Origin of the sequence: Nitrosospira sp. Nsp11 (genome assembly GCF_900142705.1) — a bacterium.
In the GTDB taxonomy this organism is placed as follows: Bacteria; Pseudomonadota; Gammaproteobacteria; order Burkholderiales; family Nitrosomonadaceae; genus Nitrosospira.
The window spans coordinates 47,650-60,235 of the sequence record NZ_FRBV01000007.1 but is presented as its reverse complement, the minus strand read 5'-3'; the positions used below and the strand labels follow the sequence as shown (position 1 = coordinate 60,235).

At 52.3% G+C, this 12,586-nt stretch carries 11 protein-coding genes; 5 read left to right on the top strand and 6 right to left on the bottom strand.

Annotated elements, in window-relative coordinates:
• Window positions 1-93 precede the first annotated feature (93 nt).
• Window positions 94-1,758, top strand: a complete 1,665-nt coding sequence (gene ettA / locus BUA28_RS09630) for an energy-dependent translational throttle protein EttA (RefSeq protein ID WP_072767905.1) — start codon at window positions 94-96, stop codon at window positions 1,756-1,758.
• A 403-nt stretch (window positions 1,759-2,161) separates the two neighbouring features.
• On the opposite strand, the gene BUA28_RS09625 is transcribed toward ettA, so the two are convergent.
• The 5 genes from BUA28_RS09625 to BUA28_RS09605 form a co-directional block, all read right to left on the bottom strand.
• The gene (locus BUA28_RS09625) at window positions 2,162-3,199 is read right to left on the bottom strand and encodes a methyltransferase (RefSeq protein WP_072767954.1); all 1,038 of its coding nucleotides are present in this window, start codon (window positions 3,197-3,199) and stop codon (window positions 2,162-2,164) included.
• A 135-nt stretch (window positions 3,200-3,334) separates the two neighbouring features.
• Window positions 3,335-3,838 (bottom strand): SRPBCC family protein, encoded by a 504-nt coding sequence (locus tag BUA28_RS09620; RefSeq protein ID WP_072767904.1) that lies wholly within the window; start codon window positions 3,836-3,838, stop codon window positions 3,335-3,337.
• A gap of 313 nt (window positions 3,839-4,151) precedes the next feature.
• On the bottom strand, window positions 4,152-4,316 hold the full coding sequence (locus BUA28_RS15920; protein WP_178297997.1) for a hypothetical protein: 165 nt from the start codon (window positions 4,314-4,316) through the stop codon (window positions 4,152-4,154).
• Window positions 4,317-4,433: 117 nt separating this feature from the next.
• Window positions 4,434-4,763: a hypothetical protein gene (locus BUA28_RS09610; protein WP_143148491.1), complete on the bottom strand. Its 330-nt coding sequence runs from the start codon at window positions 4,761-4,763 to the stop codon at window positions 4,434-4,436.
• A 194-nt stretch (window positions 4,764-4,957) separates the two neighbouring features.
• Entirely contained in the window at window positions 4,958-6,181 is a 1,224-nt protein-coding gene (locus BUA28_RS09605; protein WP_072767901.1) for an FAD-dependent oxidoreductase, read from the bottom strand.
• A gap of 262 nt (window positions 6,182-6,443) precedes the next feature.
• Here BUA28_RS09605 and BUA28_RS09600 point away from each other — a divergent pair, with 262 nt between their 5' ends.
• Window positions 6,444-7,394 (top strand): formylglycine-generating enzyme family protein, encoded by a 951-nt coding sequence (locus BUA28_RS09600; protein ID WP_178297994.1) that lies wholly within the window; start codon window positions 6,444-6,446, stop codon window positions 7,392-7,394.
• Between the two features lie 178 nt (window positions 7,395-7,572).
• Here BUA28_RS09600 and murA read toward each other — a convergent pair whose 3' ends face one another.
• Window positions 7,573-8,823, bottom strand: coding sequence for a UDP-N-acetylglucosamine 1-carboxyvinyltransferase (gene murA / locus BUA28_RS09595; protein ID WP_072767899.1), 1,251 nt, complete (start codon window positions 8,821-8,823; stop codon window positions 7,573-7,575).
• Window positions 8,824-9,167: 344 nt separating this feature from the next.
• Here murA and BUA28_RS09590 point away from each other — a divergent pair, with 344 nt between their 5' ends.
• The 3 genes from BUA28_RS09590 (at window position 9,168) to BUA28_RS09580 (ending at window position 12,515) form a co-directional block, all read left to right on the top strand.
• Window positions 9,168-9,557, top strand: a complete 390-nt coding sequence (locus BUA28_RS09590) for a RidA family protein (protein WP_072767898.1) — start codon at window positions 9,168-9,170, stop codon at window positions 9,555-9,557.
• Window positions 9,558-9,616: 59 nt separating this feature from the next.
• Entirely contained in the window at window positions 9,617-11,662 is a 2,046-nt protein-coding gene (gene recG, locus BUA28_RS09585) for an ATP-dependent DNA helicase RecG (RefSeq protein WP_072767953.1), read from the top strand.
• Between the two features lie 67 nt (window positions 11,663-11,729).
• Complete coding sequence (locus tag BUA28_RS09580) at window positions 11,730-12,515, top strand: ABC transporter ATP-binding protein (protein WP_072767897.1); 786 nt, start codon at window positions 11,730-11,732, stop codon at window positions 12,513-12,515.
• Window positions 12,516-12,586 lie beyond the last annotated feature (71 nt).

Genomic DNA, 12,586 nt, shown 5'->3' with positions numbered 1-12,586 from the left:
GGAGAACGGTCTGCATAACTGGGTTTATGTCATTCTTTTGTCTGTCGGTTCTCCATGCGTTAAACTCAAGCATTTTGCTGATCTGATATTTTTATGGCTCAATACGTACTCACCATGAATCGAGTGGGCAAAATTGTCCCGCCCCGGCGCGCGATTCTCAAAGATATATCCATCAGTTTCTTTCCCGGCGCAAAGATAGGGTTGCTTGGCCTGAACGGTTCCGGTAAATCAACCGTACTGAAAATCATGGCAGGCCTGGACAAGGACATCGAAGGCGAGGTAACGGCGATGCCCAACCTCAATATCGGCTATCTTCCGCAGGAACCGCAACTCAACCCCGTGCAGACTGTGCGCGACGCTGTACAGGAGGGACTGGGCGAAGTGTTCGGTGCGCAGCAGAAGCTGGAAGAGGTCTATGCGGCTTATGCCGAGCCGGACGCAGACTTCGATGCGCTGGCGTCCGAACAGGTCCGGCTGGAGGCCATCCTGGCCGTCAGCGGCGGAGATGGAAGTCAACAGATGGAAATCGCCGCCGATGCGCTGCGCCTGCCGGAATGGGACGCCATTATCGGAAATCTTTCCGGCGGCGAGAAACGCAGGGTAGCCTTGTGCAAACTTTTACTATCCAAGCCCGACATGTTGCTATTGGACGAGCCCACAAATCACCTGGATGCCGAATCAGTGGAATGGCTGGAGCAGTTCCTTACCCGGTTTCCCGGCACTGTCGTGGCAGTCACGCATGACCGCTACTTCCTCGATAACGCCGCGGAGTGGATACTGGAACTGGACCGTGGCCATGGTATCCCCTGGAAGGGCAACTACAGCTCGTGGCTGGAGCAGAAAGAAAACCGTCTGAAGCAGGAGGAATCGACCGAGTCTGCTCGTCAGAAAGCGCTGAAAAAAGAACTTGAGTGGGTCAGGCAGAATCCCAAAGGGCGTCAGTCGAAATCCAAGGCCCGTATTGCCCGCTTCGATGAGCTTAACTCCCAGGAATACCAGAAACGCAACGAAACACAGGAGATATTCATTCCCGTTGCGGACAGGCTCGGTAATGAAGTCATCGAGTTAAAGGGAGTATCCAAAGCTTATGGAGACAGGCTGCTGATCGACAACCTGAGCTTTAAAGTGCCGCCGGGAGCCATTGTCGGGATTATCGGACCCAACGGGGCGGGGAAATCCACCTTGTTTCGCATGATTACGGGAAGGGAACAGCCGGACTCGGGAGAATTAACGATTGGCACAACCGTCAAGATCGCGCATGTGGATCAATCGCGTGACGCCCTCGAAAGCGGCAAAACCGTATTCGATACCATTTCAGACGGCCATGATATCCTCACCGTCGGCAGGTATGAAACGCCTGCTCGCGCCTATCTGGGGCGTTTCAATTTCAAAGGGGCGGACCAGCAGAAGAACGTCGGCAATCTTTCAGGCGGCGAGCGTGGCAGGCTCCATTTGGCAAAAACGCTCATCTCGGGTGGCAACGTCCTGTTACTGGATGAGCCTTCCAATGATCTGGACGTGGAAACGCTGCGAGCATTGGAAGATGCATTGCTGGAGTTTGCGGGGTGTGTGCTGGTCATCTCGCACGATCGCTGGTTTCTCGACCGTATTGCAACCCACATCCTGTCGTTCGAAGGCAATTCGCAGGTTGCATTCTTCAGCGGCAATTACCAGGAATACGAAGCCGACAAGCGGAAGCGCCTTGGCGAAGAAGGCGCAAAACCTAAACGGATCAGGTACAAGCCGATTAATCGGTAATGAATTATGGTGAGTTCATTTGAGCATGGAAATCTCTATGGGGTAAAGGAAAGTGGAGGAGACTGCAAACGGAGGCGATCAGGACGTAAGTCTGGAACAGATCAGGACTGCATTGCATTACAAGCAATATGGCAAGGATCAGCAACCGGCCGAACGGCGCCTTTTGCCGGGCAGAGGAAGCTGCCCGTCTCAAATGCGTTAGGTTATGCGTCATCCGAAGCCCGCTCCTCCTTGGGATTCTCCGCGAAATAAGGAAAAAAGAGACGCTTTTTCCCGGAAAACCCATAGTTGGAGTGACTTGCATTTGGAAATGGTCCGACCAGCATTATTTTCAAATGCAGATGGGTGCGGATACCGGCATATGAGCCGGAGGAACGAGTGATTATTCTGGGAAAGTTATATTTTAAGGCTTGAGACCAGTAACTATACTATAGTAGCCAAAGGCTGGGCGCACCTCGATATCACTGAATCCTGCATCGCTCAACATGGCTGACAACTCCGTGGAGGAGTAAGATTTTCCCTCGGTCCACCCCATCATGAGCATGCTAAATGCAGCCGCAGCGAAAGGACCGGATTTGTCCTCGTTATAGAGCATTCCATGGATGATGATGCGTCCTCCGGGCGGGAGAGCATTGAAACTCTTCGCGGTAAGAAAGCTGCACTTCTCAGGTGGCCAGTCATTATAAACGGTGGAGTAAAAGTGAAGATCGGCTATTGGCATTTCATCACGCCACATGTCTCCTTCACATGTCCTGATGCGATCTTGCAGGCCATGCTGGGCAATGAATTCTTTTGCAATCTCGCATACCATGGGAAAATCGAAAACGATAGCTTGTAAATTACTCCACTTTGATACGGCTCCAATCGAATGTGCGCCCGAGCTTCCACCAACGTCGAGCATGATATGGTGAGCGGAGAGATCGAGCACCTCCGGCCAGTAGAAAGCCGATTTGATGCTCATACTGTACATGCTACGCGTGAATCTTCGTGCGAGTTCGGCCTGCACCTCTTCAGGACGGTAAATACCTGCCCCGCCGTAAACCTGGGGCTCATCTGTGCGTATTGCCTTTTCCAGGCTTTTAAATGAATGTACCTGATCGTTTTCGATCATCAGATCCCACATGAAGCCAAAATAGCTCGGATTTTTCTTAAGCAGATAGTGCTCAGCGACTGCTGTCAACGCATAAAGTCCTCCTTTTACCGACAAGAACCCCAGCGCTGTTGCTGCCGTCAGAATAGCTTCGGCAGGGCGCTCTTTGATGTTCAGCCTCTCGCAGATGACGGGTAGCGAAAGTTCGCCGTCTTCCAGCAGAGAAAAGACGCCGAGCTTATGCGCAAGAAGCAGCGCCGGATAGCCATAAATTCCGAGGATAACATCCCATAGTTTTCTATCGTCAGGTATCTGCGGTTGCGGTGCTTCTTTAGAAACTTCATCTGTCATGAGTAAATCCTCGCGCCGATCGATCGGAATGCTGAAACTATTACCCACCGGCGACAATGTCGAGCGTAAAAGATTTTTCTGCTCCGACCGTAAGTCGCATTCTCTAAAAGTTGCAAGTAGCTGTCTCTGTCAGAGTCAAACAGCTGTGGCGTGTTTGCTGCTTTCAACTAGACGTTTTATATTTTCTACCGTGTGGACTGCACCCTCCTGAATTGCGCTCCGGACCAACTGTTCAAAAGGTCGCATGAATACTTTGAGTTCAAGTAGTTCAAAAGTAAACTTCAATTCCGTTACATCTCCCCTGCTTTGGGGTTGTAGTTCGTAAAGGCAGCGATAAGGTTCAATAATTCCCGCAAAGGCCAGTCGCCTCGAAGGTTCATAAATCGTAATCCTGAATTTTGATTCCGAGCGTTGGCCATGATCTACGCGTACCTGCCTTGCTATGGTTCCTGACTTTACGGGCCCATCAGTGAGACATTCAAGTTCCTGTACTTCCGGCGACCATCTGGGATAGTTATGAAATAAATCGTCGCCAATAAATTTGAAGACTTCAGCAGCAGGTAACTTGACCAGGATGCTCTTCTTGCCGACCACTGGATCAGCGGGGCCTAGATTGAACATGGAGCCTAAATTAAACATTTATATAACTCCTGCTCAGACTGAAAATCCGCACGAGCAATAGAAATTCGCTGCTACTGATGATTCTCAACGGTAGAGTCTTCCTGAAGAGATACCGGGTTGATTGTCGAGGTCGATTATCGTTCTTAGTCGTCCCACAAGCAACGGAATTATTTGGTTTAAAGAATTCACCGCTACTTGAAACGCTATATAGCCAGAGAGTTCTATCCGCTGATTCTGGTCGATTTTGGCAGACGCTGAGTGTGGCGCGTGTACTCAGATACTGAAGCGGAATTCATCGTATCCGCTGGTTGGAAACCTTCGTGCGCCAGCGTCAATGCTGCGGGATACCACACACCCCTCGTTGATGCATCAGCCGCGCCAGGATGGCGACCGACGGCTCGCTTTCATAGCGCAGCTCCTGCAAAATACACGCGAATCTGGCTTGCTGGCTGAGTACGGCTCTAACTGGTTGTACCGCTTTCCACTTGAATTCCATAGCGTATTTTTCTTGGTATTGACATGACGCATCCCCGACATCAGCCTGTTTAGATTTGTCTGTGAAGTCGGGGTAAAACCTGGTAGCCGATCCCGGAGTCAGCCTTTACCTCCACCGTTAATAATGGCCTGGACGCTTGGGACCCGTGCCGCTATTTCCTTCATCGTCGTCATACCTTTCCGTCCCGTCAGTGCTGTATCTTGAGTTGTCACGGTCCGTGCTGGTGCTGGTCGAACTCCGATCTTTTTTATTCCATCTCTCCTTGATACTTTTGTCCTGGTTGGCATCCGAGTCCCTCACGGCCGCGGAATCCCCGGGCCCTATCTCATCTGGCATATCATGCTCACCGGACGCCGCAGCGTGAACCATTCCGGTTCCAGCTACGCTGAAAACCAACGCACTCGCCAACGTCAATAACTTAGCTCTCAATTTTATAGAAAATTTCATGGCCGCATCCTTTATCAACTCAGCAATATTGCTGCGATTTAAATTTATGTGAATTTTCCGCAGGATTCGGTGCGCTAACGCACTAACTATCAGTAATAAAAGATACCAGGGCCCGACTGGCGGAGATGCGGCCTTCACAGTTTCAGGGGGAAATACAACGGATATGCGATGAGCAGATTAGCGATCTATCCAGTTCAGCGAGGCCATATGTCAGGCGTTTTGACATGCTCGGGACGAAACCCGATACCGATCAACCGGGCGGGAAGCCATTGCAGCAAGGGGAAGCGTGCGAGTAGACGGAAAAAAAATGGGGGCGAAAGAGAATCACCGCCACGTAATACGCGGCCAATGATCTGTTTCTGAAGAAAGAGCTGCAATCGCTGTGTCATCCGCGTTGGCCATGCGCGACGCCGCTGAATCCCCCGCAGCGCCCCGATAGTGGGTCTATCCTCCAGTAACGGTGCAGCCAGCGCATTCGATGCGGCAATTGCATCCTGAATTGCCAGGTTGATTCCGACACCGCCGATGGGGGACATTGCATGTGCTGCATCACCAAGGCAGAGAAGGCCCGGGCAATACCACTGACGCAGCCGATCGACTTGAACAGCGAGTAACTTGATCGCTTCCCAGTCTTGCAGTTCACCGACGCGATCGGCCACAAACGGGGCCAACTCCGCAATGGTATCGCGTAATGGCGGCAACCCACGCTCCCGAACTTGCGCATAGGAGCCTTTCGGGATTACGAAACCGCATTGCCAGTAAGCATCCCGGTTCAGCATGACAAAGACCCTGCCCGCATCGAAACGTCCGACAGGGTCTTCAGGATCACCCGCACGACGAGACAGCCGAAACCATAATACATCCATAGGCGCACCATACTCGATCCCCCTCAGTCCGGCACGAGCACGCACAGTGGAATGACGGCCATCCGCTCCAACGACAAGGCTCGCATGTACGTTCAACGGACCCTCAGGTGTCACGGCCCGCAACCCGACGATACGTCCCTCCTGCTCGATGAGCCCAGTCACTTCAGCATTCATTCGCAAGCTGAACGTCGGATACCGGGCTGCCCGTTCAGCAAGAAAACTCAGGAAATCCCACTGCGGCATAAAAACGATAAAGGGACATCGGGTTTGCAAATACCCGAAGTCAGCCACTGTCAACGCAAGAGCGCCAAACCGGCCATTGACTCGATGTGCTTTTTGATGCGGCAATTCCAGTAGCGCTTCGAGAAATCCAAGCTCATGCATGACTTCCAATGTGGATGGATGGATGGTATCCCCCCGAAAATCCCGCAGAAAATCCGCATGCTTTTCCAGAACCAATACCTCGACACCGGCGCGAGCCAATAGCAACCCCATCATCATGCCAGCCGGACCACCACCCGCGATACAACAGCGAACCGCTACCGTATCCATTTTTTTCCAGGACAATTAAGGAATAAGAAAGGCTACGCTTGAATTCAGGATTTAACAAATGATCGCTTTAACAAGGACTGGTGCCCCTAGACTCGTGCCTCTACGCAAGTCTATTTTTCCCCATATCTGGCTGGCATCGGCTACCATATAGGCTGGAAGCACTCATGGAAAGTGGTTATGTGCCATGCACCCGGTCAACTACGCTCCCGGTATCCACACATGAATCGAAAAAAAAACCCCCATCCGCGTTCAAATGGAATTCATGAAATCAGTTTTGTCTACTGTCCTGCTCGCCTTGAGCTTTGCAGCATCTGCCGAAGCAGGTGCATTCGCATCCACTGCTAATTCCGATTACAAAGATAATGCCACGAGCAGGGGAATGGCCGCCGACGGCGAATTCAACAATAAACGCATTGCGGAAATACAAGAAAGAACCCGCGGCGATAATAGCGAGGCATTTGAAGGTGAACGCCCGATAGATGGCGGTACAGCTCAAAAAGTAGTACTCGCGGCAACAACAACGACTGGCATACGATTAACATCCCCGGATGAGGTAGGCAACCAGCAGCAAAGGGTGGCTTTATCCACTTCAACCGGACGTCAGAACGAAGCCGGCGGGGCTTGCCCCGAGTGCCCTGAAATGATACCCATTCCAGGGCATAAATTTGCGATCGGAAAATATACCGTCACTTTCAAGGAATGGGACGCCTGTGTGGCGGCAGGTGGCTGTGGAGGATATCAACCCCCGGACAATGGCTGGGGGCGCGGCACCAGACCCGTGATCAACGTGAGCTGGGATGATGCACAAGCCTATATACAGTGGATATCCGAAAAAACCGGGAAAGCTTATCGTCTTCCAACCAAAGACGAATGGGAAATCGCAGCGCAGGCGGGCTCAACCACCGATTATTACTGGGGCAACGATGTCGGACGTAATAATGCTAACTGCGATGGCTGCGGAAGCGAGTGGGATAACAGAAGAACCGCGCCGGTGGGTAGTTTCAAGCCCAATGCGTTCGGGATATACGACATGATGGGAAATGTCTGGCAATGGACGGATACCTGTTGGCAAGGCAATTGCGCAAAGCGAATGTTTTTCGGCGGCTCGTGGAATCACAGGCCCCAGGATATGCGCGCTATCACCCGCAACTGGTTTGATACAAACAAGCGCATGCGATACTTGGGTTTTCGTCTTGCCATGACATTGCCCTGAAGTTCGTGGCAGCCTGTCGGACTTAAAGGAAATCGGCTGCAAAAGCGCTTGGCCGTTCATGCTGCTTTTTCAGCCAATAGCTTTTTCATCTAATAGAATAACTATTGGCCTTCAAATCTGCAAAACCTGTCCCCACCCAGCCACTTTTTCGCTGCGATTTTTCAAGTCCGACAGGCTGCTAGTTCGTTCGCCTGATTCTCGCCCCCAACCGGGATAGCTTGTCCTCGATACGCTCATAGCCGCGATCAAGGTGATAGATGCGATCGATGATCGTTTCACCCTTGGCGATCAGTCCCGCCAGCACCAGACTGGCGGACGCGCGAAGGTCGGTGGCCATGACGTTGGCACCATCGAGACGAGCCACACCATATACTACCGCGGTATTGCCCTCGACCTTGATATCGGCGTTCATGCGCTTCAATTCCTGCACATGCATGAAGCGATTTTCGAATATGGTTTCGGTAATGATGGCTGTACCCATGGCGACGCTGTTCAACACCATGAACTGTGCCTGCATATCGGTGGGAAAAGCCGGATAAGGCGCGGTTCGCAGATTTACGGACTTTAATGGATTATTCATTTTCAAATGTATCCAGTCTTCTCCGGATTCAATCGCCGCACCCGCTTCCATTAGTTTGTCGAGCACCGCGTCGAGTGTGCCGGAACACGTTTGCCTAAGGTGTATCTCACCACCGCTGGCAGCAGCGGCGACCAGGAACGTACCGGTCTCGATGCGATCGGCCATGACGCGGTAGGTCGCTCCGTGCAAGGCCTCCACGCCCTCGATAGTGATGATATCGGTACCCACTCCATGAATTTTCGCGCCCATCGCAATAAGACAGTTAGCCAGATCCGTTACTTCCGGCTCTCGCGCTGCGTTTTCGAGTACGGTTGTCCCATCAGCCAGGGTTGCCGCCATCATCAGGTTTTCGGTGCCGGTAACAGTGACGATATCCATGACGATATGCGCACCGTTAAGGCGCTTTGCCTTTGCATGAATGTAGCCATGCTCGACATCGATTTCCGCACCCATTGCCTGCAACCCTTTGATATGTTGATCAACGGGCCGCAGACCAATAGCACAACCACCCGGTAGCGATACGCTTGCCGCTCCTGCCCGCGCCAGCATCGGGCCCAGCACGAGAATTGCGGCACGCATGGTTTTTACCATCTCATAAGGCGCAACGAGATGAGAAAGTTGCGCGGCAGTCAATTCTGTCCTGTCGTCGTTGACTGCGACGCTGATGCCCATCTGTTCAAGAAGACCCAGCATGGTCGTTACGTCGTTCAGATGCGGTACGTTTTCTATTGTGAGGGTTTCACCAGTAAGCAAAGAAGCGCATAGAATTGGCAAGGCAGCGTTTTTCGCACCGGAAATGTGGACTTCTCCAGAAAGAGGCTCGCCGCCCTGTATGATGAGTTTTTGCATAGGCTATTACTTATAAGTGGTGAGCAATACAATGCTCTGCTTATTATCGAATTAGCGATGAGAAGTTTCTCAAACCCGATAACACGGCAATATGGACGCCTGGGAAAATTCCGGTCCGGTCGAGTGGTTGATCATATGCTAATGGATTTTACTTCCGCGCCTTGAAGCTGGTGATAAGCTTATAAGTGCACTCTATTTTTTTAGTGATGATGATGGGCACCGGGCTTGAGGTTTTACGGTTGAAATGTACGTAAATTCCAGTCATCATATCGCAAAGCTGGCCTTCATAGTTCCGAATTTACAAGCTTCTATAGCAAAGTCGCATTACAATCCGAGGAGATTACATGAAAAAAAAGACGATACAAACTACTGATGCGCCCCAGGCAATCGGCACCTATTCTCAAGGGATACGTGTAAGCGGCGGAGACACAGTTTATGTTTCGGGCCAGATCGGCCTGGATCCGCTTTCCATGCAGATGGTGAGTGGGATCGAGGAGCAAATCCATCGGGTATTTTTAAACTTGAAAGCCGTGGCAGCGGCAAGTGGCGGCAGTCTCGGCGATGTCGTCAAATTGAATGTCTATCTGATAGACCTTGCCAATTTTCAAAAAGTAAACGAAATCATGGCCAGCTACTTTGAGGCGCCCTATCCGGCACGCGCTGCGGTCGGTATAGCGGCGCTGCCGCGCGGCGCGCTAGTGGAGATGGATGCGGTACTGGTATTGCCGGGGTGAAAGGCAACACAGAATGTACTTCCACGCCTCATGCCCCTTCTCATCTGGGCGGCAAGACAATGCAGGAGAAACTCGCCAGGCTGGGCATTGCCGATGAGTTCGATCTGGTGCTGCACTTGCCGCTGCGCTATGAAGACGAAACACATCTTTATCCCATCAATGATGTGCCTGCCAACACGACAGTACAGGTTGAGGGCGTCATTACCCGCAGCGAAATCATGTATCGCCCCCGCCGACAACTCGTTTGCCGGATAGAAGACGGCAGCGGCACGTTGTTTATGCGTTTCCTCAATTTCTACGGTAGCCTGGCGAAAGCCTACTCTGCCGGCACGCGAGTGCGATTGCTTGGAGAAGCCCGGGCAGGTTTTTTTGGCGTTGAAATGGTCCATCCAAAATGCCGGCTTGTAGGGGAGCTGCAACCACTAGCCGATGCGCTGACGCCGATTTATCCAACTACTGCCGGACTCTCTTCGGAGACGGTACGCAAGCTGATCCGTCGAGTGCTTCAGCAAACACGAGATGCGGGCAATCAATGGGACTATCTTTCGGAAACGCTGCCTGACACGGTATTAACGCATTATCAGCTCCAGAGTTTCAGGGACAGCGTCTTATTCTTGCATCAACCCCCGCCGGACGCGCCGGTCGCTCTATTGCAGGAACGCACCCATCCCGCTTGGCGCCGGATCAAGTTCGATGAACTGCTGGCTCAGCAATTGTCCATGCGCTTGCATTATCGGCAGCGCCGCAGCGGCAGCGCACCCGTTCTGCGCGCCAGGAACAAGTTGACTGAAGCGTTGCTGGCATCGTTGCCGTTTGAACTCACCAACGGACAGAAGAAGGCTTTTTCTGAAATAAGCCGCGATCTGGCTGTAGCCCATCCGATGCAACGACTGTTGCAAGGAGATGTAGGAAGCGGCAAAACCGTCGTGGCGGCGTTGGCCATGTTACAAGCCATTGAAAATAATTATCAGGCCGCACTGATGGCCCCGACCGAGATCCTTGCTGAACAGCATTATCTGAAGCTTTCCGCCTGGCTTGCCCCGCTCCTGGCTCATCTGGACGTGACGATTGCCCGGTTATCCGGCAATCAGAAAAGAAAACAGCGGGAAATCATGCTTGCCAATATCGCCGAGGGTAATGCCATGCTTGCCATCGGCACCCACGCACTATTCCAGGAGCAGGTCGAGTTCGACAGACTGGGCCTTGTGATCATTGATGAACAGCATCGGTTTGGCGTTCATCAACGGCTGGCATTACGAGAAAAGGGCACGAAAAGCGGCGCCAGGCCGCATCAGTTGATGATGAGCGCCACGCCCATTCCGCGCACCCTTGCAATGAGCTATTATGCCGATCTTGATGTATCGCTGATTGCCGGGCTGCCGCCCGGCAGAACGCCGGTTTTGACCAAACTGGTCGCAGATACGCGCCGCGATGAAGTCACCGCCCGTATCCGGGAAGCTTGCCGTGGGGGAAAACAGGCCTACTGGGTTTGTCCGTTGATTGAAGAATCCGAGGCTCTGCAACTCAAGACTGCCCTCGAGACTTACGAAACATTGAGCCTGACTTTTCCGGAATTGAAAATCGGCCTGGTGCATGGACGGCTTCCATCCCAGGAAAAATCGGCAGTGATGGAATCGTTCGCGCAAGGTGAGATTCATCTACTGATCGCCACCACTGTTATCGAAGTAGGCGTGGATGTGCCTAATGCCTCGCTAATGGTGATCGAGCACGCCGAACGTATGGGCCTGGCGCAGTTGCATCAATTAAGGGGCCGCGTGGGACGGGGAGCGGAAGGAGGGATATGCATATTGCTGTATCAGAAGCCTTTATCCGCGACGGCCCAGGAGCGGCTCAAAATTATTTTCGAGCAAACCGACGGTTTTGAAATCGCGCGCCAGGATTTGCGGCTTCGTGGTCCAGGCGAGTTTCTCGGCGCCCGTCAAAGCGGTGTACCCATGCTGCGCTTTGCCGATCCGGAACAGGACGCGGATTTACTTGACGCGGCTCGTGCCGCCGCCGAGGAATTATTGCGTGACTATCCCGAAGCTGCGAGACACCATCTTAAGCGTTGGATGGGAGGAAAAACTGAATACTTGCGGGTATAAAAAACCCTTATATTGACGTCTGTGATTCAGGCTGCTTCATGAATTAAACATGAACGCATATTAATGAATGGTTTTACAGATCAGGAATCTAAATCTTCGGTATCCCGACAAGATACTGTGCCAAAACCTGAGCTTGGTCATCAATTCGGGTGAATGCTGGGCGATACTCGGCCAGAACGGTTGCGGCAAAACGACTTTGATCCATGCATTGGCCGGCTTGAGCCAGATCAATAGAAAAGATGAGCCGCAGGTAATGGTGGCGGGAAAAACGCCGCAAGCCTGGTCTCAGCGCGAACTTGCCCGTATTCTGGGCGTTATGCTGCAGGAAGAGCCGGGCGAGTTCTGGGGAAATGTGCATGAATATGTATTGCTTGGACGATACCCCCATGCCAAGAATATGTTTGGCTGGCAGGCTGTGGACCACGAAATTGCAAGTGAAGCCATTGAGGGAATGGAATTGACCGAACTCGCCCGTCGTCCATTTATTACGCTTTCAGGTGGCGAGCGCCAACGCGCTCGTATCGCTTTGTTGCTCGCCCAAGCGCCGCAATGTTATTTACTGGATGAACCGCTGCAACACCTGGACCTGCGCCATCAAGCAAGTGCAATGAGACTGTTCAGCAAATTAGCGGCGCAAGGCAAGACGCTCGTCATGGTGCTCCACGATATTGGCTGGGCGAACCGCTTCTGCGACCATATCCTCATGCTGTTCGATAATGGCCGCACCATTGCGGGAACCACTGAAGAAGTACTTAATCGGAATAATCTCGAAGCACTTTACCAGTGTAATATGAAGGAATTCGTTCTCGGAAGCGAGCGTCATTTCGTGCCGGAAACAATGCCGCGTGTATAATTCCATATCCAGCAGCGGACCGCGCCTTTCAGCTCATCTTTTTGTGGGCGCCATGTTCAGCAGCGTACTTT

Coding starts and splice junctions, on each gene's coding strand:
- BUA28_RS09600 (WP_178297994.1), top strand. CDS start 6,444: ATGAAATCAGTTTTGTCTACTGTCCTGCTCGCCTTGAGCTTTGCAGCA.
- murA (WP_072767899.1), bottom strand. CDS start 8,823: ATGCAAAAACTCATCATACAGGGCGGCGAGCCTCTTTCTGGAGAAGTC.
- BUA28_RS15920 (WP_178297997.1), bottom strand. CDS start 4,316: ATGGAATTCAAGTGGAAAGCGGTACAACCAGTTAGAGCCGTACTCAGC.
- BUA28_RS09590 (WP_072767898.1), top strand. CDS start 9,168: ATGAAAAAAAAGACGATACAAACTACTGATGCGCCCCAGGCAATCGGC.
- BUA28_RS09610 (WP_143148491.1), bottom strand. CDS start 4,763: ATGAAATTTTCTATAAAATTGAGAGCTAAGTTATTGACGTTGGCGAGT.
- ettA (WP_072767905.1), top strand. CDS start 94: ATGGCTCAATACGTACTCACCATGAATCGAGTGGGCAAAATTGTCCCG.
- BUA28_RS09625 (WP_072767954.1), bottom strand. CDS start 3,199: ATGACAGATGAAGTTTCTAAAGAAGCACCGCAACCGCAGATACCTGAC.
- recG (WP_072767953.1), top strand. CDS start 9,617: ATGCAGGAGAAACTCGCCAGGCTGGGCATTGCCGATGAGTTCGATCTG.
- BUA28_RS09620 (WP_072767904.1), bottom strand. CDS start 3,838: ATGTTTAATTTAGGCTCCATGTTCAATCTAGGCCCCGCTGATCCAGTG.
- BUA28_RS09605 (WP_072767901.1), bottom strand. CDS start 6,181: ATGGATACGGTAGCGGTTCGCTGTTGTATCGCGGGTGGTGGTCCGGCT.
- BUA28_RS09580 (WP_072767897.1), top strand. CDS start 11,730: ATGGTTTTACAGATCAGGAATCTAAATCTTCGGTATCCCGACAAGATA.